Source organism: Streptomyces sp. NPDC004838 (assembly GCF_053600955.1).
This window is the reverse complement of sequence record NZ_JBSGAW010000029.1, coordinates 86,183-108,175: the sequence shown is the minus strand read 5'-3', so window position 1 is coordinate 108,175 and position 21,993 is coordinate 86,183. Positions and strand designations below refer to the sequence as shown.

Sequence of the window (21,993 nt, the reverse complement as noted above, 5' to 3'; positions counted from 1 at the left end):
TGAGGCCGAATGATCGCCGACGGCGGGACGGCGGGGGCCGACGGGGTGGCCCGATGCGTCAGGAGCAGGAAGTGCTGCCGCCGGGGCGGGTGGCGCCGGGCCGGGTGTCGAGTGACCACATGTGCGTGCATCGAGGGCACTGAAGGTGGACGACCGGCCCCTTGTTGGAGATCAGATAGCGCCAGTGCTCGCCGCAGTTACGGCGGTCGGCGCAGGTCTCGCAGTGGCGGGCGTCATCGCAGACGGGGCAGGCCGTCCAGGCGCGCCGGGCGGGGTCCGCCTGCGGATCAATGGGCAGCCGCACGACCCGGCCCCTCCCCAGGCAGGACACCGGCCGCCACCAGCAGGTCGTAGGTGCGCTGCTGCTCGGCGTCCAGGCCCGAGTAGAGCAGGCCGTACGCTTCGTCCTCGCCCCGGAGGACGGCGGCCGGGTCCCAGTCGGGCCCGAGCGCGGCCACGACCTCGGCCCGTCGTCGGGCTTCCTCGAAGGTCAGGTCGATCGTGAAAGGGATCAGGCCGGTGGCATTGTCCTGGTTCATGGCGAGACTTCCGATGTGCTGAGGGAACACCGCCATCATTACCAGTACCCGCAGCGGCAGGGAAGGGTGGCCTAAGTCGCCCTGGAGCGGTCCGGGGCGACGCTCTGTACGGCCCATCGGTGAAGGGTCCTCGGATCGACCGGCAGGGGCGGGCCGTTGCCGTGACGAGGCCCCCAGCGGTAGGCGTCGCCCGCCCCTCGTGCTGTGACGTACTTCACGGCCTGCCGTGCGGTATGGACCGAGTCCCGACGCCGGAGCGCGCCTCGGCCCCCGGACCGGGCAGCCGCGAACCGTGAACCCGTCCGGGAGGCGTGAGCGGGGGGTGGTCCGGAGTCTCCCGGCAGGGTGCCGGACCGGTTCGCCGGCACCGCCACCCCGATGTGCAATACATCATCATATAAGTCTAGTTGGGTGCCGATTGCGTCAGTACAGTGTGCGCCGTTGAGGCCGGGATCGTCCCGGCCGGGGGGAGCGGAGCGATGGGCGATCCCACGTATGGCGATGGCGCCTACGAGCCCGACGACGTCATTCAGAGCGCCGACTACACGGGGTATCTGTTCACGAGCGACTATGTGGCCGGCGAGAACGGCATGAACCCGGACGCGACCGGTCCGGACGCGGATGCGGACACGGACGCGGAGAGCGGCCACGGGGAGGGCGGCTGATGGCGGCCGATTGGACCGGTCCCGCCTGGCGGATGAACCTCCCCGAGACCTGGATGCTGTGCAACTTCCTCAAGACGAACTCCACGCTGAGGAGTTGGGGCGCCTGTCACCACTGGGGGCTTCTCGAACTCCAGGTCCTCGGTGTGATCAAACCGGTGAGCCGTACCACGATGGAGAAGAAGTACGTCTTCTTCGGCCCGCTGGAGCCCTTCGTCTCCCGCGGCTTCGTCCAGGGACCCCGTTCGGACGTCCGCCTCACCGACTTCATGGACAGTGCCAAGGGGCGGGTCCTGTCCGGCCTGCGACAGCACGCGTCCTCACCGGTGAGCAACCAGCTGTACGGCCGGGGTGAGGCACGCGGCCACTTCGCCGCGGGCGGTGACTTCGACCGGGACCTGATCCGTTCGATGGCCGCCCGCGGGTATCTGCAGATCACCAGCGACAGCTGGTCGGGCCTGGCGAGCCGCCAGACCGACCGCTCGGAGTCGGCGGTACGGCAGGCCGCCGCGGACGTCGAGCGGGCGCGCGACCAGTTCCCCCAGTGGGTACGGAGCGATCCGGGCCGCGCCCTGGAGTTCACCCGCAGCATGGGTGCGATGGCCCTGATGGTGCCCTCGGTGTACGAGAGCTGGCGGCCCGCCCTGGCTCAGCTGTTCAAGAACGCCACCGCGGGAGGGGGCCCCGGCGGCAAGGGCGGCGGCCCGGTCGCACGCGCCACCGGGCAGGTCCTCGCGGGCGCGATCCGGGGCGCGGCCCGCTCGGAACAGTTCGGCGACCTGGTGGACGGCTTCTACGACCGGGTGACGGTGGAGGTCACCGACACTCTGCTGGACGCCGCGGACTTCTCGGGGGTCTGGGACTTCTCCGGCTCCGGTGACGGCGGGGGAGACGGGGGCGACGGCGGCGGGTGAGCCGGAGCCGCGGGCCGCGGGCAACGGCCGAGCCGCACCACACGGCCCGCCCGCGTCCGACGTGATCCGCGCGCTGTGTCACGGGATCCATGAACCGCCGGGGGCCGCGCCCCCCGGCGGGACTCGGTCGTCGGACCCGCCGACCGCTCGTACGACCCCTGCCCGGTGGAACAAGGCGGGACTGGGACCCGGACGGCGTCGGCACCCGGCCTCACAGGGGTTCAGAACGCCAACGCCGGTACGTTTCGCTATCGTTGGCCCCGCTGACGTCGACGTGCCGGGGGACTTTGATGGGCGTGCTGCTGTACTACCCGGCGGTGAATCCGCCCACGGAGGTCGTCCACCAGGCGCTGCTGTACTGGGACGGCCTGGCGTCGGTCGTACCCCGCGACCCCCGAGTGTACGAAGCGGTGGTGGGCGAGGAGCTGAAGCGCTTGGAGGAGCGCGAACTGTACCGGCCGCTCGCCTTCGCCGAAGGGTCCCTGGCCGTGCTCGACGAGTACGGCCGCACGATCTCCCCCTCGGGACAGTCATCGACCGTTCTGGTCGAACAGCTGCGGCGCATCGCGCAGCGGCCGAACCCGCCGAGACCCGGCGATCCCCCCGAAGCCGTCCTCCTCTTCTCCAAGACCACCTGGTGGCTGGAGAGAATGCTGGTGGACCTGGGACTCGCGGTACGCCATCGGGCCCGGAACCTCGGACTGATGACCTTGGGCGTCTCTCAAGAGGTTCAGACGCTCATCGTCGGGGTCCTCGCGCGTGAGCTCGCCGTGAACCCCGACATCGTACTCTTCCCCTACACCGACAGCGAGTCGGCGTACCGCGACAGCCTGCGTTCCGCCACCCCGACGGGCTTCCTGGGATGGGAGATGGAACTCGGCCGACTGCTGCCGGTGCCCGCGCCGAACACGCCGACCACCGAGGTCCTCGCCTTCCGGGACAAGTACACCGACGAGCGCGTACGCCTCATGCGCGCCCTGCACCGTCTGTTCGGCGAGCTGCGCCGCGACTACGAACACCCCGCGGACGCGTTCGCCCAGCTCCGGGTGGAACTCTCCCAGGCCCTGGAGGACTATCGCGCCGCCAGTCGCAGCAGCCGCATGGCCTGGGCACACCGCTCGATCACCGTGTCGGTCGCGCTCGCCGCGTCGGCGGGCGGAGCCCTGCTGCTCCCGGACGCCGGCTGGCTTCTCGGCACGATCGGCGGCTATGCCCTGAACGTGGCCACGCGGGAGATCCGCCCACTTCGCAAGGCCCCGCAGAATCACGACTTCAGCTATCTCCATCGGGTGCACACCGCACTGTCCTGACGGAAAGAGGCACGATGACGCTGCTGGAGCGGCACTTTGGCCGGGCACGTTTGCAGGCCGAAGCCCGGACCATCGGTATCTCCACGGAGGGCGAGGAATGGACCAGCCACTGCTTCCTCGCCAACCGGTCCGCGCTCCCGGTGCTGACCTGGGAGGAAATCGACCAGAGCCTGGCCAGGTACGGATACGCTCGTCAAGGACCGCCTCCATCCGCGATCCCGCGAGACGGCGTGGAGTTCGACGTGGTCGGCTGGAGAAGGGACTTCGGTCTCAGCCACGGCGTATGGGAGCGCGATGAGGATCTGGTGGTGGCCGTGCCGCTGCCGCTCAACCGGGTGGGAGACTTCCGGCGGGCTCTCGACGAGCTGGGGGACGGCTGGCGCTGGCACGAAGACGAGATCACTGCGCTGAAGGTCCAGCTCGACGAGATGAATCCCACGATCGTGCTGTTGTCGGCCGAGGCCGCGGACGCGCTGCGGTTTGCCCTGGATCGGACCGCACGTCGGCGCGAGCGGTCCGACGAAGGCCGGGATCAGGTGCTCGAAGACCTCCACGCGAGCCTGAACCGCGCCTACCCGGTCAGCGGCCCCTGGCCCCTCGTACGTGACGCCCTGCACACGGCACTGCGCGAGGCCCTGTCCGGCCCCGGAGCGCAGGGACTGGCCGCCCGTGACGAACTCCTCGATCTGATCAGCAGGTTCGCCGAGACGCACCGCACGGCCACCGCCTCGGACGACGCCGACCAGCTTCGCCTGCAGGCCGAGCGAACCGCGCCGGAGCCACCGGACCCGGCGACCGGCCCGGTCGGGCGCGTGTTCGGGTGGGCCCGCCGCTCGCCGCAGCCCCCGCCGGACTGACCGTCCCGGCCGGTGCTTCGCACGCCACCACCCGCGCCACCCGGCCCGCACACCACCGCCACGCAGCCCCCGGACCGTCGCCTCCCCGCCAGGAGCCGGGCGCATCCGCCTGATACGGGACCGCGCTACGTCGTCGGTGCGCCCTTCGGCGCGCCGACGCGGCGCAGTGAGCGGTCCAGCAGGGTCACCGCGAGGAAGAGGACCGCGACGGCGAGCATGAACAGGGCCAGCAGCCGCAGGCCGCCGGTGTCCGCGCCGTGGCGGAAGAAGGCCGCGGTGGCGGCGGACGCGATCATCGCACCGAGACAGGTGAACGTGCGGAGCAGCCCGGCCGATGAGGCCATGCGCTCGGAGTCGGCCTGGTGGTAGACGGCGTTCTGTATGGCGAGGGCGTTGAGACCCTGGGGTGCTCCCATCACCAGGGCGACGGCGAGGAGCAGCCAGATCGCGCTGCCCGAGTGGACCAGCAGCAGCATGGCGCAGGCGACGATCTGGGCGACGGCGCCCGCGAGCAGCCTTCCGCGGACGCCGCCGCGGCGTCCGGTGAGGGCGGATACGACGAGGGCGGTCAGGAAGAGGGGGAGCAGGACGAGTCCGACCACCGGCGCGGGCAGTCCATGCCCCTCGCCCAGCCATTGCGCGTAACCGTAGAGGAATCCGTAGCCCACGATCATGGCCAGCAGATTGCGGAGGTAGCTGGCCAGCAGCGGGGCGTTGCCGCCGAGCAGCCGCAGATCGATGAAGGGGTGCGCGGTGCGCAGCTCCCGGACCGCCAGTCCCGTCGCCGCCGCGGCGGTGAGGACGAGCAGGTACGCGTGGGCCGCCCGCGGACTCATCAGGAACAGCAGCAGACAGACGAGCGTCGTGGCGAAGAGCGCCATGCCCGGCAGGTCCAGCCGTGCGGCGGGTCGCACACCGTGGACGCGTTCGCCGGGGGCGGGCCGGGGCGGGGAGGTCCTGGGGAGGCGCAGTGCACCGAGGACCAGACAGGCCGCGGAGAGCGGGATGTTGATCGCGAAGGTGGCGCGCCAGCCGCCCAGGCCGATCAGCAGTCCGCCGAGCGTGGGGCCGATGACGGCCATGGTGTGGTTGGCGACGGCGAGCGCGGTCAGGACCGAGGCCGGGCTGTCGTGGCCGGTGCGCCGGGCCTCGCTGCCGATGAGGTGCATCGCCGAGGGGTAGCCCGCGCAGGTGCCGAGGCCCAGCAGGACCCGGGCGAGGATCAGCAGCTCCAGATTCGGGGCGAGGACGCCGAGGAGACCGGCGATGCCGACCAGGCCCGCGCCGGCGAGGAAGAGGCGGCGAGGGCCGTGGAGGTCGACCAGGCGTCCGACGACGGGCTGTCCGACGGCCGTGGCCAGATAGAGCCCGGTCACCAGCCAGGCGGTCTGGGAAGGCTGGGCGCGGAACGCCTCGCCGATGGGCACCAGCGATACCGCGATGATGGTGGTGTTGACCGGGTTCAGCACCGAACCCAGGATCAGCGGGGCGATCAGCCTGCGGTCGAAGCTCTCCTTCGGGCCGGCCGGGGCGGGGTGCGGAGCACGGGCGGAGCCGGCCGGTTTCGACCTCACGGCGGGGTGAGCCGTTCCAGCAGGGCCATCGCCTCGATGACGGTCCGGCGCTCGGCCTCGGTGAAGCGGTCCTGAAGGGCGCGGGCCAGCCACTCCTCGCCCGCGCGCTGCTTGTCGTCGAAGAACTCGCGGCCCGCGCCGGTCAGGGAGACCAGCAGCCGGCGGCCGTCGTCCGGGTCGGGGCGGCGCCGGATGAGGCCGCGTTCGTCCAGCGCGGCGACGGTGGCCGCCATCGACTGGGGGCGGACCCGCTCGGCGGACGCCAGATCGCTGGTGGACGCCGGGCCTTCCTTGCCCAGCCTGCTGAGCACGGCGATCTGCGTGGGGGTGAGTTCGCGGGTGTCGTACAGCTCCCTGAGCCGTCGGCGCAGTCGGCTGAACAGCACCTGAACGTCCCGCGCGGCGCGGACTGCGGACGCCGATACGACCCCTGTGGTTGCTGCCATGCCCTCACCGTAAATTCTTCAGTCCAAACTGTCCAGTCTGGGCTGAAGAACTCGCTGTGCCGTGGGGGCCGCGCCGCCAGGGGCGCGTTACGGGGTCGTGCCGCCAGGGCCATGGCGCGGTAGCGCGCACGCGCTCCGGGGCGGGGTCCGGAAGCGGTGGAACGGGCGGGCCGGAGCGGGTCCGTTCCGGGGGGTTGACACTCAATTAACATTTTGAGTATATCTGTCGAGTAGTTGTAACGGGCAGTGGAAGTGCCCTGGTCCGCCCGGAGCGGCGCCGGGCACGCAGTCGGAAGGAGTTCCGCATGCTGGACCTGAGCACGGACTGGGGGGACCTACCGAGCCGCCTGGAACTGCACAAGGCGCGCGGTGTCCGGGAGATGGACGCCCCACCACCGCCCGGCGTCCAGCCGCGCTGGGACATCCCGGAGCTGGTGGTGGTGACCGCCGCGGTGTCGGGACGGACCGGGCGCGAGGCCGACGAGGACGTTCCGGACTACACCGCGGACCTCGGAGGGTTCGTGGACGCCGCCGTCGAGTCGATCGACGCGGGCGCCTGCGGCATCCACGTCGACTTCGGCGGTATCGACGCCATCGAGAAGTCGGGGCTCTCCGTCCCGGAGACCTATTCGGAGATCATTTCGTCGATCGACGCCCGGACCCGCCACGACTGGGTACGGGACGCCAACATCCTGCGCGGCCGGAACTTCGCGGAGAACGTCTTCCCCATCTCCTCGGGCCTGGCCGAGACCGCCCCCATGGCGCCCAGCCATCCGGAGGAGTGGACCGAGGCCGTCTCCCACGTCGTCACCGATCACGGCGGCCGGGTGTTCTTCTCGATCCATTCGGCGGCCGAGGTCGAACTGGCACACCGGCTCGTCCTCGCCAAGGGCGTCCTGCCCGACCCGACCTGCTGGATCATTCTGATCGGCTACCCCTACACCGCCTCCAGTCACCGCCTCGCGACCTATCTGGCCCACCCCAGGGCGATGGTCTCCGAACTCGTCCAGATCGTGGACCGCATCCGCGAGATCGACCCGAACGCCTTCATCCAGGTCTGCGCCGCCGGGCGGGCCGGCCACTACCTCGCGACCACCGCGATGCTCCTCGGGCTCCATGTGCGCGTCGGCACCGAGGACACCGTGTACCGCTACCCGCACCGCGACGAGTTGCTGAGCAGCAGCGCGGAGATGGTGGAGCGGGTCAAGGCCACCGCCGAGACGCTCGGCCGACGTCTGGCGACGGCGGCCGAGTTCCGCGAGCTGATCGGGATGAAGCCCCGCTCCACCGATCCGGTCGCCGCCGCCGGGCACCGCCTGTGATGAGCGGCCACCGCGGTCGTACGCACCCGGTCCCCCGACCGGCACACCGAAAGGAAACACGTCTGTGGCTGGACCGCTGACCGGCATCCGCGTCCTCGAGAACGCCAACTTCATCAGTGGCCCCTACGCGGGCATGCTCCTCGCCGACCAGGGCGCGGAGGTCATCAAGGTCGAGATGCCCGGCTCCGGGGACCCGTTCCGCCGGTGGAGCGGGCGAGGCGAGGAGATCCTTCCGCAGTTCGCCGCGTTCAACCGCGGCAAGCGGAGCGTGACGCTCAACCTCAAGCACGAGTCCGGGCGCGACGCCTATCTGCGGCTCGCCGAACAGTCCGACGTCGTCCTGGAGAACTTCCGCCCCGGACGACTCGACGGCCTCGGCCTCGGCTACGAGGAGGTGAGCCGCCGCAACCCCCGCGTCGTCTACTGCTCCCTCTCCGGCATGGGCACCGTGGGCCCCTACCGGGACCGGCCCACCTATGACGCGATCGCGCAGGCCGTCAGCGGACTGTGGAGCCAGATCAGCGAACGCGCCGACCCCCGGCCGATCGGCCCCGCGCTCTCCGACCAGATCACCGGCATGACGACGGCGTACGGAATCCTCGGCGCCCTCGTCGAGCGCGGGATCTCCGGCCGAGGCCAGCGGCTGGAGACCTCCATGCTCGCGGCGAGCCTCGGCTTCATGGCGCACCCCGTCGCGGAGTACACGATGACCGGGGAGGTGAGCGGTCCCGCCACCCGGCCGCGCCGCTCGCAGACATACGCGCTCACCGGCTCCGACGGCAAACCCATCGGCATCCATCTCTCCTCGCCGCCCAAGTTCTGGCAGAGCCTCACCCGCGCGATCGGCCGCCCCGAACTGGCGGACGACCCGCGCTTCAGGACCAAGAACGACCGCATCGACCACTACGACGAACTGCACCTCATCCTCGCCGAGGCGTTCGCCGCCAAACCGCGGGACACCTGGCTCGCCGTACTGGAGGAGTACGACGTCCCCGTCGCGCCCATCCACGACGTCGCCGAGGCGCTGGACGACCCCCAGGTGCGGGCCATCGGCATGACCGAGACCTTCGGCGACGGCGACCGGGCACTCGACCTCGTCGGATTCCCCGTCCGCTACGAGCGGACCGCCAGCGAGGCGACCCTGCCGCCGCCCCGGGTCGGCGAGCACACCGATCCGGTCCTCGCCCGAGCCGGATACGGCCCCGAGGAGATCCGGGCCCTGCGCGACGCGGGCGCGATCTGACCCCGCACGCCTCTTCCACCAGACAAGGAACCCACCGTATGGAGCTCAAGGGCATCGACTTCCACGTCCACCTCCGCGACAAGGAGACCGTCGAAGCACTGGGCGCGCGAGCCCACCAGCAGGCGCGGTACTTCGGCCAGGAACTCAAGACGGTCGGCGTCGACGAACTCGCCGACGAGTACCGGGCGCGGGGTATGCGGGCCGTCCTGATGAACAGCAGCGACATCACCACCTCCGGCGTCCACCCGGTGCCGAACGATCACATCGCCGCGGTGGTACGCCGGCACCCCGACGTCTTCATCGGCTTCGGGGCCGTCGACCCCTGGCAGGGCCGGGTCGCGCAGGACGAGATCCGCCGCTGCGCCGAGGAACTGGGGCTGGCCGGGATCGGCGAACTCAATCCGGGACGCCAGAAGTTCTATCCGAACGACCGCCGCTTCTATCCCTTGTGGGAAGAGGCGTCGGCCCAGCGGCTCGTCGTCCTGTTCCACAGCGGATTCATGGCCTCCGGCGCCGGGACACCGGGCGGTATGGGCTTCAAGCTCGACGCCGGGCGGCCGATCCCCTATCTGGACGACATCGCCGCGGACTTCCCCGAACTGACCATCGTCGGGGCTCACCCGTCCTGGCCCTGGTCGGAGGAGAACCTGGCGGTCGCCCGGCACAAGAGCAACTTCTACATCGACCTCTCGGGCTGGGCCCCCAAGTACTTCCCGGAGTCCCTGGTGCGCCACGTCAACTCGATCCTCCAGGACAAGTGCCTCTTCGGGTCCGACTGGCCCGCGCTCACCCCCGAGCGCTGGACGGCCGAGTTCGACGAGCTGGGCATCAAGCCCGAGGTCCGCCAGAAGGTCATGCTCGACAACGCGCGCCGCGTCCTGCGGCTGGAGTGACATCCCGACACCCGCACGTCACCGCCCGGGCCCCGCCGGCCGGGCGGTGACGTGCGGGGCGTCTGATCGGACGGTCCGGTCCGGCGATACGCGGCACACCGCTCAGTCGAGCCATTCCCGGAGCAGTCGCTGCCAGGAGGCGTCGAAGCGCTCCCACTCCTCCCGCAGGACCCGCGCGGACCAGGGGCGGGGGGCCAGTTCGTCGGGCAGCAGCGGGTCGTCCCCGAAGTGATGGATGACCGCGGCGGCCACCATGAACCCGGGCGCCAGCGCCTCGACGACACGGGCGTCCAGGTCCACCTGAGTCCGCTCCATCGACGAGCGCAGGGATTCGGCGAGGCGCTGCCAGGCGCGCAGATCCCACAGGCGGCCCACCAGATCGGCCGGATCCTTGCTGCCGGAGGCGATCATCGTCTCGCACTGCCGTCCGACGATCGCCCGGTCCTCGGCGAGCCGCTCCGGGTCGAGGTTCCTCGGCCGCATCCACAGTCCCTCGCGGTACTCGCCCAGTCTGAGGTTGTGCATCGCACCGCGCAGGGCGACCCGGTCTCCCGCGTTGCGCCGGTCCAGCCGCACCACCTCCAGCTCGAAGGTGCCGTCCCACGGCAGCATCTCGGGAACCCGGCTCATCGACTGCCGGACCCGCCGGCCCGCGAGCCGGCCCGCGAGGGCGTACCGGCCGTCGCTCATCTCCAGCTCGCCCCCGGCCACCATGCGGGAGAGCGTGACCCGTGTGGTGGTGTCCGGGACGCCGAAGAGGCCGGTGAACCTCACGACTTGACGGCTGGTCAGCCCCGACGGGTAACAGCCCAGCAGGGCCGACGCGATGATCGAGCGGGCCTTGAGCGGTCGCAGGCCCAGGTCCCGCCACATCAGCTGATACCGGGAAACCTCGTTGGGTGTGCTCTGTCCTGTCGTCCCGGTCATCGTGCACAACCGCCCGAGTGCGCGCTCGGGGACATGCCGTGCGGCACCGGCGGGATACGGGCTGGGGGGGTCGTCATCATGAAGTCCGTCTCGGTTCTGCTCTTGCGGTGCTCGGTCGGATACGGGGGAGGGGCGGGCGCCGTACGGCACCCGCCCGGCCCCTGCTTCTTCCTTATCAGATCTTCGCCGCCGCGAGCGTGCCCGCGGCGAAGAGCGCGTCAGGTTCCATGCGCGAGTCGATCAGCCCCTGCTCGTGCGAGTAGCGGATGAACGTCCGCAGGGTCTCCCGGTTGCGCTCGATGCCGTACGGCCAGTAGTCGTCGTCGCCCAGCACCTCCCGCGCCTCCTCGGCGGCGGCGGTCAGCCAGGGCAGTGCGTACTTGAGGGCGGTGGTCTCCCGCAGATCGTCGAGCGCCCGCTGTTTTGACTCCTCGAACGCCTTGGTGAGCGACTGCGCGGTCCAGGGGTGGGCCGCGAGCACGTCCTGCCGGATGACGACCGTGTGCATGATCGGGAAGATGCCGGTCGTGCGGTAGTACTCCTGCTCGACGGAGACGTAGTCCTCGAACAACCGCCGGACGTTCGGGGAGCGCCGGGCGAAGCAGGACGGCATGTGAGCCGTGTAGAGCGCGTCGATCTCACCCGAGTCGAGCATGTCGGACAGGGTCCGGTCGTCGCCGATCGGTTCGACCACGATGTCCGCGGGGAGGTCCATCGGCTGCTCGCGGCGGCCCGGCTGCTCCAGCCCGCCGGTGGCGTACCGGACGCTGCTCACCGGGACGCCGTAGTGGTCGGCCAGCATTCCCTTGATCCACACCGCGGCGGTCATCTGGTACTCGGGGCAGCCGACGCGCTTGCCCACCAGGTCGGCCGGCTTCTCGATGCCGCTGTCGACGTTGACGTAGATACAGGAGTGCCGGAACATCCGCGAAGGAAAGACGGGGATGGCGGTGAACGGCCGGTCCTCGAGCGCGGCCAGCCGCGTGTACCAGGACAGGGACATCTCCGACGCCTCGAAGTCGCCGAAGTGGAGCATGCGGAACGCGCTCTCGGGCATCATCAGCGGCAGATAGGTGAGCGCGATGCCCTCCGGCCGTACGGACTCGTCGCTGAGCGCCCGGGTCCGGTCGTAGTCCCAGCAGGCGAGCGTCATCGGGATTCTGGCCATCGGTCACCCCTTCTGGTGATGGGTCGGGTCTGGCGGTGGGTCGGTGCGGGCACGGCGGTCACCATGGGTAGAACCCCTGTCCGCTCTTCTGGCCGAGATGGCCCCGGTCGACCATCTCCCGTAGCAGGGGCGGCGGTTCGAACCGGCTGCCGAGGGTCTTCGCCAGGTACTCGGCGATGCCGAGCCGGACATCGAGTCCGACGAGGTCGGTCAGCCGCAGCGGGCCGACCGGGTGGCGGTAGCCGAGGGACATGGCGGTGTCGATGTCCTCGGCCGAGGCGACGCCCTCCGCCACCATGCGGATCGCCTCCAGGCCGAGCGCGACCCCGAGTCTGCTGGTGGCGAAGCCGGGTGAGTCGCGGACCACCACAGGGGTCTTGCCGAGCCGCCGGACCCAGCCGACCGCCCGCTCGGTGACCTCGTGGGCGGTGGCGGTTCCGGTGACCACTTCGACCAGGGCGCTGGCGGGTACGGGATTGAAGAAGTGCAGCCCGATGAACCGCCCGGCGGGAGGCGTGGCGAGGGACAGTTCGTCGACGGACAGGCTGCTGGTGTTGGTGGCGATGACCGCCGACGGGCTCACCGTACGGGCCACGGCCCCGAGCACGCTCGCCTTCAGCGCGGGTGACTCGGACACGGCCTCGACCACGAGCCCCGCGGTCGCGGTGCCGTCGATCGTGGTGGTGGTCGTCAGCCGGGCCAGCACCCGGTCGGCCGAGGTGTCCAGCGCGCCCCGCTCGGCACTGCGCTCCACCGCGCGGACCACTCTCGCGCGGGCCGCGGCCACGGCGTCGGCACCGGTCTCGACGAGCGTCACGGTGCTGCCCGCCAGCAGCAGGGCGTGCGCGATGCCCGCGCCCATCCGGCCGCCGCCCACGACGGCCGTCTCGGGCGGCAGCTCCTCGGCGGCGGTCCGCCGCGGGAGCGTCATGGCGTCTTCCGGGCGAAGCCGTCGATCAGCCGGTTCAGCTGCTCGCTCGCGTCGACCGGTACCAGATGGGCGGCGCCCTCCACGGTCGCGAGCGTGGCGTCGGGCAGGGCCCCGGTGAGCTGTGCCGCGACGTCGAGGGGCACCACCCGGTCCTCGGCGCCGTGGACCACCAGGGTCGGCGCCGTGACGGTGGCGGCCCTCGGCAGGGGCTCCCAGCGGGCGAGCTGTCCGACCGCCTCCAGTGCCACCGGCAGCGGTGTCCCGGCGAACATCCGGCCCAGCCAGTCCACCGTCGCCTCGGAGACGTCGTCGGCGCAGATGGCACGGGCGGACCTGGCGGCGAAGTCCGGCCAGTCCCGCAGCATCGCCCTCGGCATCTTCTCGTACGGCGCCGTCGCCGCGCTGGGCACGCCGATCAGGACCAGCCGGCCGGCCCGGTCGGGGAAGGCGCTCGCCAACTCCATGGCCACGGTGGCTCCGTAGGCGAAGCCGACCACCGTCGGACTCTCGGCCCCCAGCTCCGCCAGCAGATCCGCGAGGTCCATGGCGTGCCGAGCCGCCGAGTAGGGGCCCGCGAGGCCGGCGGAGCCGCCGAAGCCCGCGAGATCGACGCCGACCACCGTGAAGGAGTCGGCGAGCGCGGCCTCCTGGTACATCCACATGCGCCGGTCCAGGCACCAGCCGTGCACCAGCAGCAGTACGGGGCCCTCGCCCCGGCGCCGGTAGCTCAGCCCGCGCCGCGATGTCAGCTCCACCCGGCCGCGGGGCTCCGCGCCGTACGACTCGGTCATGAGGGAATTCCCTTCTCCGCCCACTCCTGCACGGTCCGTGTTTGGAGCTTGCCGACGTGGTCGCGGGGCAGGGCGTCCACGAACTCGATCCGCCGGGGATACTTGTAGGGCGAGATCGCCCCCTTCACATGGCCCTGCAACTCGCTCACCAGGACCGGGGAGGGCTGGTGGCCGGGGGCCGGGACGACATAGGCGGCGACGATCTCCTGCCGCTCGGGGTCGGGCGCGCCGACGACGCAGACCTCGCGGACCGCCGGGTGGCTGCCGAGGGCGGCCTCGACCTCGGCGGGCACGACCTTGTATCCGGCGGTGCTGATCAGGAAGTCGGTACGGCCCAGATAGGTCGCGTTGCCCGAGGGCTCGTAGCGGATCAGATCGTCGGCGAGCGTCCAGCCGTCCACCACATCGCGTCGCTGGAGGTCCGCGCGCCGCCAGTAGGTGAGCCCGCTCGGACCGCGCACGGCGAGCCGGCCCACCGTGCCGTCGGCGGCCGGACGGACGCCCGACGCGGTGTCGGGCTCGGCCGCGAGCACCGTGTAGCCGGGGGAGGACCGGCCCAGCGACGCGGGCTCGAAGTCCTCGCCCGCGCGGGGCGCGAGCACCCAGCCGGCGAAGGCCGTACTGCCGAAGTTGTTCATCAGTTCCAGGCCGCGCTCGCGCCACTGCTCCCGCACGGGTGAGGAGCCGGACGTCTGCCACATGGCGTAGGCGCGGTGCAGTGACGACACGTCCAGGTCGGGGTTGCGTTCGAGCGCGGACGCCAGTCTCGACCAGGCGATGGCCACGGCCGTGAACGTGCCCACCCGGTGCCGCCCGATGGCCTCGGCGACCGTCTCCGGGTCCGCGTACCGTTCGATGAGCACAGCGGTCGCGCCGTGCAGCAGGGTGTAGTTGGTGTGGAAGATGAAGCCGAGTGCGTGCCCGATCGGGGCCGCCGCCGCCCACACCTCGCCCGGCCGCACCCCGGTGGCCAGCCCGGTGGCATGGCCCGCCAACAGAAACCGCCGGTGCGTGTGGTAGCAGGCTTTCGGCTGTCCCGTGGTGCCGCCGGTGTGCCAGACGAGGGCGACATGGTCGCTGGAGCGCTCGGGCACGGTGAAGTCGTCCGGCGCGGACTCCGCCAGACTCGCCCAGTTCGTGTACGGGGAGGTCTCCGCGCCCGGTCCGTGGACGACGACCCGCTCGACCAGACCGCGCTCGACCGCCATCGCCACATGCTCCGGCTCGGGGTCGTCGGCGTACGTGAAGAGGAGGCGAGCCTCCACGTCCTCCAGGAAGTAGCACAGTTCAGGGCCTTTGGCCTGGGCGGGTGTCGGGACGACGACCCCGCCGGCCTTCCAGACCGCGAGGGCCGCCACCAGCGCCTCGGGGCGGTTGGGCGACCGGATCGCCACCCGGTCGCCGAGCCCGAGCCCGAGGCCGAGCAGTGCGCCCGCGAGCCGGTTGCTCTCCCGTGACAGGTCGGCGTAGGTCCACCGGCGCCCCGACTCGTGGTGGATCAGCGCCGTGGCATCGCCTCGGCCCGCCGCCACCTGACGGTCCGACAGCTCCACCCCGGCGTTGGCCGTGTCTCCTACGGGGCTGCCGGGGACATCCATGTACCGCGGCTGCGACTCGGGCGGGACGAGGTAGTGGTCCGGAATGCTCGTGCCCGCTGGGTAGACGTCTCCCATGAGTGTGTCCTCCCTCCTACTTCAACGGTTGATGGTGTGCGTGGGCTCGGGGGTCACAGGGACCGGCCGGCCAGTGCGGGCCGGTCGAGGGTCTCGCGCAGCTCCGTGGTGACGGCCGCCAGATCGCGTCCGGCGGCCAGGACGCACCGGTCGGGGCGTACGACGGCGAAGTCCGCGTCACGGCGGTCCAGCCACCGGGACACCGTCCCGGCCTCCTGCCCCAGGTCGCCGAGGGTCAGCACGGCGCAGTCGTCGAAGGTGTGCCACCACCGCGCCGGACCCGTGAGCAGTTCCGGGGTCCTGGCGATGACGAGGAACCGGTCGCCGACCCGGTCGTCCAGCCGGGTGGACCCGTCCAGCGTGGGCTGCGGAAAGAGTGTGCCCCCGCCCCCGTGGACGAGCGGCCCCGGCGCCAGGGGAGGCAGCTGGAATCCCAGCGGACGGGAGTCCGCGCCCGAGAGGAGGCGCCGGTCGCGTTCGGCCGCCTCCTGCGGATCGCTGATACTGACGAACCGGCCGAACTCGACCGCGGAGGCCACGACACTGCGGACGTGCGGAGACCGCTCGCTCTCATAGGTGTCCAGCACAGCCGCCGGCAACAGGCCGCGCAGGACCCTGGCCAGCTTCCAGGCGAGATTCGAGGCGTCCCGGATTCCCGAACACATGCCCTGGCCGAGGAAGGGCGGCATCTGGTGCGCGGCGTCGCCGGCGAGCAGGACCCGGCCCACTCGCCAGGTCCGCGCGCTCAGCCCGTGGAAGGTGTAGACGGCGCTGCGTTCGACGTCGAACCGGAGTTCGGGGAAGAGGGGGGCGAGCAGCCGGTCGAGCGACGCGCGTTCCTTGAGGCGTTCGGGATCTTCGCCGGGGAAGAGCATGAACTCCGCCCGGTAGCGCCCGCCGGGGATCGGGTTGGCCACATAGGGGCGGCGTGGGTCGCAGACCTGGATCGCCTCGGTGAGGAGATCGCCGCGGCCGAGCCGGTCGACCAGGTCCAAGACGAGCCATTCCTCGTCGAATCCCAGGCTGTCCAGCGTGATGCCGAGCGCCTGCCGGACCGGACTCGCCGCGCCGTCGCAGCCGATGAGCCAGTCGGCCCCGAGCTGTACGGTCGCACCGGTCGCCCGGTCCACGCACCGTACGGTGACGCCGTCGGGCCCCTGCTCCAGTGACACCATCTCCAGGCCGCGGCGCACCTCCACGCTCTCCATCGCGCTGACGACGCGGTCGAGGGTGCGGTCGAACTCGGGCTGGTAGAAGTACATGCTGGCGGGCAGGCCCGAGACGCTGCCCTGGTCGCCCGGCACCTGGACCAGGCTGCGCAGCGAGGCGTCGACCAGGGTGAGGCCGCGGTTGGGGAGCATCCGCGGCAGCAACTCGTCCAGGCAGCCCAGCTCCTGGAGGGTTCGCAGCCCGGTGTGGTCGATGTGCGCGGCGCGGGGCAGGGGGTAGACCTCGGTGGACTTCTCCACCACGAGGACCCGGACGCCGCGCCGGCCCAGCAGGCCCGCCAGGACCATGCCGACCGGCCCGAAGCCGATGATGGCCACTTCGTAGGCCGAGTTCTCGTACGTGATGTCACCGCCGTCCGTGGCGCCGCGCGCGGTGTTCTCGTCCGCGGTGTTCCCGTGTCCGGTGCTCATATCCCGCCCCGCCCCTCCAGAATCGTCACGGCCATCGCCGCGGTGTCGTCGAGCGCCATGCCTCCGGCGTTCTCGGCGAGTGCCCACCGTGCCCCGGGCACCTGCCGGGCCCCCGCCTCGCCGCGCAGTTGCGCGACCAGTTCGGCGACCTGGGCGAGTCCGGTGGCGGCGACCGGGTGTCCGCGCGATTCCAGACCGCCGCTGGTGTTGACGGGGAGCCTGCCGCCGAGGGCGGTGGCCGACTCGTCGACCAGGTCGGAGCCTTCGCCCGCACCGCAGAAGCCGAGTTCCTCGTAGGCCAGCAGTTCGTTGAACGAGATCGAGTCGTGCACCTCCGCCACGTCGATCGCGCCGGGTCCTGTGCCCGCGCGCCGGTAGGCCCGGTCCGCGACCCGGCTCAGGGCGGATCCGCCGTCCGCCGCTCCGCCCATGCCGATCGCGCAGGCGCGTATCCAGACGGGGGAGTGCGCGGGGGTGACATTGCGTTCGCGGGTCACCACCACCGCGGCGGCCCCGTCGCCGATGGGCGCGCACATCAGCGCGCGGACCGGCTCCGCGACGGGCCGGGAGGCCAGCACCTTCTCCACGGTCAGGGGCTCGCGGTACTGGGCGAGGGGGTTGTCCGCCGCGTGCCGCCGGTTCTTGACGCTGATACGGGCCAGGGTGTCGGCCGTGAGCCGGTGCCGTGCCGCGTACGCCGCGAGCCGGGGCGGGTACACCGCCGCGACGAAGACGCTCTCCCTGTCCGGGTCGATGCCGGACCGGTGCAGGACATCGATGTCGGCGGCGCCGTTCAGCGCGCGGTACGTCAGGGTCCGGTCCTCGCTGTAGAGCTTCTCCACGCCGAGGACGAGTACGGTCTCCGCCTCGCCGGAGCGGATCGCCTGGCAGGCCAGGGCGAGCGCGGACGACGATCCGGCGCAGGCGTTGTCGATGTTGAACACCGGGATCGAGGCCATGCCCATGTCGCGGAGGATCGTCTGGCCGACGACGCTGACCTGGCCCGTGACCACGGAGGCCATCGCGTTGGCGACGAACGCCATGTCCAGGTCGCCGGTCTCCAGTCCGGCGTCGCGCACGGCCGCGTGGGCGGCCTCCGCGCCCAGGGACTTCAGGGAGCGCCCGAGATGCTTGCCGAAGGGCGTCATACCCGTACCGATGATCGCCACCTCGGCGCTCGGGGAGGGGGCAGCCGTTCCGCCGCCCGCTCCGGGGGCCGCGGGCACGCCCTCCGTACCGGAGGCCGCGTGCGGGCCGTCTCCGCCGCTCGTCACCGTCCCGCTCCCCGGATCGGGGGTCACTGGCGTGTTCATGTCCCCTACCCGAATCTCTTGGTGAAGGACTCGACGCCGGGCAGGAAGTTCCCCCGCCGCATGGCGTCCCAGTGCAGGGAGTGGTCGAGGACGAGAGCCTCGGCCAGGGGCAGCTCATGGCCGGTGAACACGGCGCGCCTGGCGGCCGAGATGCCGGTGCGTCCGGCGCGTCGCGCGGAGGTGACGGCGAACTCCTCCGCGGTGGCCAGCAGTTGGTCCGGCTCGCACAGGACGTCGGCGAGGCCGAGGCGCTCGGCCTCCCGGGGACCGACGGGCTCGGCGTGGAGCATGAAGTGCAGGGCGCGGGCGGGTCCCATCAGCCGGCTCAGATACTGGGCGCCGCCGCCCCCGCTGGGCAGTACCCCGAACAGCTTCATCTCGGGAGCGCCGATCCGCAGACCGTCGCGGTCGGCGACGAAGCGCAGGTCGCATGCCGCGGCGAGTTCGAGGCCGCCCGCGAGGGCGTGGCCGCCGATCGCGGCGACGGTGAGCAGCGGGCCGCGCCGCAGGCGCAGGCACAGCTCACGGAAGTGGTCCATGGTCCGGTTGAACTCCGCGAGGAGATGGTCCAGACCGTGTTCGGCCACCGTCTCGGCCATCCAGGACGCGTCGGCTCCGGCCGAGAACACCGACAGCCCGCTGGTGAGGACGACCGCGGCGACTTCCGGGTCGGCGAGGGCGGCGTCGTAGCGCGCGTTGAGCGCGTCGATGAAGTCCGGATCGATCGCGTTGACCGGGGCCGCGTTCATCGTCCAGACCTGGACGCCTTCCGCGGACCGCGCGGACACGATGTCGTTCGGGTCCCGCATACGTCAGCTCCTTGTCCCGCGGCCGCGCCGGAGGAATGACGTCCGGGTGCCGCGGATGATGCCTCGTGGACCGTGTGAACGGCCCTCCATCAGGGCGGGCCCGTCCGGGGCGACAGCCCCAAGATCAGGCTCCGCCGCAGGAGCTTAACATTCTCACTACATCTGACGTCAATACGTAACAATGCACGGAGTCAGGGTCTGCGGCCGGGCGTCACGCGGCGGGCGGTCGGCCGGGCGGGGGTGGCCGGCCGTTCGGCGCGAATCAATGCCTTTGTGCTCGGTTGTGCTCGGTGTGACCAGGGGGTTGACACGCTGTTAACAGGATGCTGTTATCTGACTTGGGAATGTAACACGTCAGGCCAGGTACTCGTCCCATCCGTGCGGCACGCCCGGTCCATTGCCGAGCGCGTTTGCGCTGACACGCCGGAACACGGCTCGGGTACGGCTCAGGAATACGACGCAGCGGCCGCCGCGGAACAGTCGGCGCGCACCGGACACCACGACATCAGCGGCATCACCGACGAGACGAACCAGCGATTCTCATCGAGCCCGACGCGATCGGGCGGGAAAGGTCAAGGGCACATGGACGACCGATTTCTTGTCGAGACCTACGCGGAGTGGGCAGCGGACGAAGGAGTGCCGATCCACCAGGGTTTCGGCTTCGACCTCCTGTCGGTCGACGTCAAGCCGTGGGCGCGGTTCGGCGACCGGGCGAGCGGGGCGATCGTCCATCTCGACGGACGGGGCGACTGGCTCAACGCGTATGTCCTCGAAATCCCCGCGGGCGCGAGCATCGACCGGCAGCGCCATATGTACGAGGAGATCGTCTACGTCCTCGCGGGGCGCGGCACCACCGAGATCGAGACCAGGCACGGGCAGAAGCACTCCTTCGAATGGGGTGAGGGCAGCCTCTTCGCCCTTCCGGTGAACGCCGCCTACCGGCACCACAACCTGAGCGGCCAGCAGGCGGCCCGGCTGGTCAGCGTCACCACGCTGCCCCTGGTCATCAACCTCTTCCACGACAACGCGTTCGTGTTCGACAACGACTTCCAGTTCGAGCGGGTCAGCGGCGACGACGCCTACCAGGGACGCGGGGAACTCGTCGAGCGGCGTCCGGGCCGCCACCAGTGGAACACCAACTTCATCCCCCGGGTCCAGGAGCTGGAACTCAAGGAGTGGGCGGAGCGCGGTCCGGGCAGTTCCAACGTCCACCTGTCGATGGCCGACGGCACCACCCACGCCCATGTCTCGGAAATGCCGCCCGGCTCGTACAAGAAGGGGCACCGGCACGGGCCCGACTTCCATATCTTCCCGATGTCGGGGAGCGGCTATTCGCTCTTCTGGTACGAAGGCGACGAGGAATTCCGGCGGTTCGACTGGGGACACGGAAGTGTGTACGCGCCGGCCGACCAGATGTTCCACCAGCATTTCAACACCAGTCCCGGCCCCTCCCGCTATCTGGCCATCGCCTTCGGCAGCATCCGCTATCCCGTGACCCACGAGCGGAAGGCCCATTTCTCCGAGGTCGACATGAGCGTCCAGAAGGGCGGACTCCAGATCGACTTCGCCAACGAGGACCCGCGCATTCTGCGCATGTTCGCCGATGAGCTGAAGGAGCGTGACATCCCCCTCGCGCCCGATTTCGCGCGACGGTACGCGGAGTTGCCCAAGAACCCGGGTCCCGAAAAGGGCTAGGGAAGGGATCGCCATGGAGAGACGAGTCCTCTTGAGGGTCGCGGGCGCATCGGCCCTCACGGTCGCCGGGGCGTCGGGATACGCCCTCGGGACGATGACCTCCCGGGACGGGACCGAACGGACCGGCACCGCGCGCGCGTCCGCGTCGGTCCCGCCGGGTGAGCCCAAGGCACTGGGCGGCACTCCCCTCGCGGTCGCCGAGACCGCGCGCGGACGGATCTTCCTCATGGACTCGATACTCGATGTCGCGAAGAAGGAGGTCACCGCCGACGATGTGGCGGTCGGCGGCTCCTTCTGCGGCGCCTCCACCGTCAACCGCGCGATGAGCAAAGGCGTACGGGCCGTCATCGGGCACGACGCCGGGGTGGGCCGGGAGCGGGCCGGCATCAGCGGGCTGGCCTTCGGTGACCGCTACGGCCTGCCGGTGGCCGCCGTGGAGACGATGAGCGCCGCGCTCTCCAACGGCCGGACCATGGCGGACGGCGTCATCGGCTACGCCAACGCCCTGGCCCGGAAGCTGGGAGTGGAACCCGGCCAGAACGCCGTCGACGCCGCGAGACTGCTCCTCGCGGCACCCCGCGGACAGGCCAGGAACGGCCGCGTCGACCTGGACGAGAAGGTCTACGAGATGGAGAAGACCGCCAGAGGTGGACGCGTCATCGCGGTCTCCACCCTCGTCACCCTCCCCCGCGGGGGTGACTACTCCCGCGATGTCGTCGCCCTGGGCAATCACGCGGGAGCCGCCATCATGCCCCTCCTCGAACAGTGGCGGGTCAAGGGCTGGATCGCGAACGACGCCGGCATGGGAATGTTCCACTCCGGTGTCGGGGGAGTCGCGCACTGCGACTCGCTGAAGATCCCCGCCGCCGCCGTGTCCACCATGTCGGCCAGCATCGGCAGCGGCAAGAGCACCTATGAGCACGGCGTCGTCTCGGCCGCGAACGAGACGGCGGAGAAACAGGGCGTCACCGTCGGCATGAGCGCACGGGAGGCGCTCCGGCTGATGGCCGCCTGACCGGGGCGGACCGGCCGCGTGCACGCTCGCGCACGGCTGCCGGGACCGCCGCCTACCAGCGCTGTGACCGGGACGTCCACCGGCCCGCGACGCCCCGCACGGTACTTCACCCCCCGTGCCCCGCGGGCACGGGCGGTACCCACGGCGTCGTCGGACCGCGCGAGTACGGCGCGTACGAGCAGCGGACCACCGCCTCGCACCGCACCGGACACCGCGGGCCTCTCGGTAAACCCCTCCGGTCACAGCACCTGGCACAGGGGCACGGACGATC

Annotated in this window: 21 protein-coding genes; 9 read left to right on the top strand and 12 right to left on the bottom strand. The window is 71.1% G+C overall.

Features of this window, described 5'->3' with window-relative positions:
• Positions 1-58: 58 nt before the first annotated feature.
• Both ACWEFL_RS28580 and ACWEFL_RS28575 read right to left on the bottom strand, forming a co-directional pair.
• A complete protein-coding gene (locus ACWEFL_RS28580; protein ID WP_451717715.1) occupies positions 59-304 on the bottom strand; it encodes a hypothetical protein in 246 nt (81 codons plus the stop codon).
• On the bottom strand, positions 288-539 hold the full coding sequence (locus ACWEFL_RS28575; RefSeq protein WP_451717736.1) for a DUF6400 family protein: 252 nt from the start codon (positions 537-539) through the stop codon (positions 288-290). The genes ACWEFL_RS28580 and ACWEFL_RS28575 overlap by 17 nt, the downstream gene beginning before the upstream one ends.
• 479 nt (positions 540-1,018) lie before the next feature.
• Here ACWEFL_RS28575 and ACWEFL_RS28570 point away from each other — a divergent pair, with 479 nt between their 5' ends.
• The 4 genes from ACWEFL_RS28570 (at position 1,019) to ACWEFL_RS28555 (ending at position 4,282) form a co-directional block, all read left to right on the top strand.
• Positions 1,019-1,204 carry a hypothetical protein gene (locus ACWEFL_RS28570; protein ID WP_451717713.1) on the top strand — a complete coding sequence of 62 codons (186 nt, stop codon included), beginning with the start codon at positions 1,019-1,021 and terminating at the stop codon, positions 1,202-1,204.
• Positions 1,204-2,115 (top strand): hypothetical protein, encoded by a 912-nt coding sequence (locus ACWEFL_RS28565; protein WP_451717712.1) that lies wholly within the window; start codon positions 1,204-1,206, stop codon positions 2,113-2,115. Before ACWEFL_RS28570 ends, ACWEFL_RS28565 begins: the two co-directional genes overlap by 1 nt.
• 290 nt (positions 2,116-2,405) lie before the next feature.
• Positions 2,406-3,425, top strand: a complete 1,020-nt coding sequence (locus ACWEFL_RS28560) for a DUF6236 family protein (protein ID WP_451717710.1) — start codon at positions 2,406-2,408, stop codon at positions 3,423-3,425.
• Positions 3,426-3,439: 14 nt separating this feature from the next.
• Positions 3,440-4,282 carry a hypothetical protein gene (locus ACWEFL_RS28555; RefSeq protein ID WP_451717708.1) on the top strand — a complete coding sequence of 281 codons (843 nt, stop codon included), beginning with the start codon at positions 3,440-3,442 and terminating at the stop codon, positions 4,280-4,282.
• Positions 4,283-4,407: 125 nt separating this feature from the next.
• On the opposite strand, the gene ACWEFL_RS28550 is transcribed toward ACWEFL_RS28555, so the two are convergent.
• Positions 4,408-5,856 carry an MFS transporter gene (locus ACWEFL_RS28550; RefSeq protein ID WP_451717706.1) on the bottom strand — a complete coding sequence of 483 codons (1,449 nt, stop codon included), beginning with the start codon at positions 5,854-5,856 and terminating at the stop codon, positions 4,408-4,410.
• Entirely contained in the window at positions 5,853-6,302 is a 450-nt protein-coding gene (locus tag ACWEFL_RS28545) for a MarR family transcriptional regulator (RefSeq protein ID WP_451717704.1), read from the bottom strand. Before ACWEFL_RS28545 ends, ACWEFL_RS28550 begins: the two co-directional genes overlap by 4 nt.
• Positions 6,303-6,607: 305 nt before the next feature.
• Between ACWEFL_RS28545 and ACWEFL_RS28540 the strand changes: the two genes are divergently transcribed.
• The 3 genes from ACWEFL_RS28540 to ACWEFL_RS28530 all read left to right on the top strand — a co-directional run bounded on the left by ACWEFL_RS28540 (position 6,608) and on the right by ACWEFL_RS28530 (position 9,760).
• A complete protein-coding gene (locus ACWEFL_RS28540) occupies positions 6,608-7,624 on the top strand; it encodes a 3-keto-5-aminohexanoate cleavage protein (RefSeq protein ID WP_451717702.1) in 1,017 nt (338 codons plus the stop codon).
• A gap of 64 nt (positions 7,625-7,688) precedes the next feature.
• A complete protein-coding gene (locus ACWEFL_RS28535; protein ID WP_451717700.1) occupies positions 7,689-8,867 on the top strand; it encodes a CaiB/BaiF CoA transferase family protein in 1,179 nt (392 codons plus the stop codon).
• A 38-nt stretch (positions 8,868-8,905) separates the two neighbouring features.
• On the top strand, positions 8,906-9,760 hold the full coding sequence (locus ACWEFL_RS28530) for an amidohydrolase family protein (protein WP_451717698.1): 855 nt from the start codon (positions 8,906-8,908) through the stop codon (positions 9,758-9,760).
• Between the two features lie 102 nt (positions 9,761-9,862).
• On the opposite strand, the gene ACWEFL_RS28525 is transcribed toward ACWEFL_RS28530, so the two are convergent.
• The 8 genes from ACWEFL_RS28525 to ACWEFL_RS28490 all read right to left on the bottom strand — a co-directional run bounded on the left by ACWEFL_RS28525 (position 9,863) and on the right by ACWEFL_RS28490 (position 19,012).
• Positions 9,863-10,687, bottom strand: coding sequence for a PaaX domain-containing protein, C- domain protein (locus ACWEFL_RS28525; RefSeq protein WP_451717697.1), 825 nt, complete (start codon positions 10,685-10,687; stop codon positions 9,863-9,865).
• 175 nt (positions 10,688-10,862) lie between these two features.
• Positions 10,863-11,855: an ABC transporter substrate-binding protein gene (locus tag ACWEFL_RS28520; RefSeq protein WP_451717695.1), complete on the bottom strand. Its 993-nt coding sequence runs from the start codon at positions 11,853-11,855 to the stop codon at positions 10,863-10,865.
• A 58-nt stretch (positions 11,856-11,913) separates the two neighbouring features.
• Positions 11,914-12,786 carry a 3-hydroxyacyl-CoA dehydrogenase family protein gene (locus ACWEFL_RS28515; protein ID WP_451717693.1) on the bottom strand — a complete coding sequence of 291 codons (873 nt, stop codon included), beginning with the start codon at positions 12,784-12,786 and terminating at the stop codon, positions 11,914-11,916.
• Complete coding sequence (locus ACWEFL_RS28510; protein WP_451717691.1) at positions 12,783-13,577, bottom strand: alpha/beta fold hydrolase; 795 nt, start codon at positions 13,575-13,577, stop codon at positions 12,783-12,785. The genes ACWEFL_RS28515 and ACWEFL_RS28510 overlap by 4 nt, the downstream gene beginning before the upstream one ends.
• Complete coding sequence (locus ACWEFL_RS28505) at positions 13,574-15,250, bottom strand: acyl-CoA synthetase (protein WP_451717689.1); 1,677 nt, start codon at positions 15,248-15,250, stop codon at positions 13,574-13,576. Before ACWEFL_RS28505 ends, ACWEFL_RS28510 begins: the two co-directional genes overlap by 4 nt.
• Before the next feature lie 53 nt (positions 15,251-15,303).
• Positions 15,304-16,890, bottom strand: a complete 1,587-nt coding sequence (gene mhpA / locus ACWEFL_RS28500) for a bifunctional 3-(3-hydroxy-phenyl)propionate/3-hydroxycinnamic acid hydroxylase MhpA (RefSeq protein ID WP_451717687.1) — start codon at positions 16,888-16,890, stop codon at positions 15,304-15,306.
• On the bottom strand, positions 16,887-18,203 hold the full coding sequence (locus ACWEFL_RS28495) for a thiolase family protein (RefSeq protein ID WP_451717685.1): 1,317 nt from the start codon (positions 18,201-18,203) through the stop codon (positions 16,887-16,889). The genes mhpA and ACWEFL_RS28495 overlap by 4 nt, the downstream gene beginning before the upstream one ends.
• Before the next feature lie 5 nt (positions 18,204-18,208).
• On the bottom strand, positions 18,209-19,012 hold the full coding sequence (locus ACWEFL_RS28490) for an enoyl-CoA hydratase/isomerase family protein (protein WP_451717683.1): 804 nt from the start codon (positions 19,010-19,012) through the stop codon (positions 18,209-18,211).
• A 582-nt stretch (positions 19,013-19,594) separates the two neighbouring features.
• On the opposite strand from ACWEFL_RS28490, the gene ACWEFL_RS28485 reads away from it, so the two are divergent.
• Entirely contained in the window at positions 19,595-20,707 is a 1,113-nt protein-coding gene (locus ACWEFL_RS28485; protein WP_451717681.1) for a cupin domain-containing protein, read from the top strand.
• A gap of 13 nt (positions 20,708-20,720) precedes the next feature.
• A complete protein-coding gene (locus ACWEFL_RS28480) occupies positions 20,721-21,722 on the top strand; it encodes a hypothetical protein (RefSeq protein WP_451717679.1) in 1,002 nt (333 codons plus the stop codon).
• Positions 21,723-21,993: the final 271 nt, after the last annotated feature.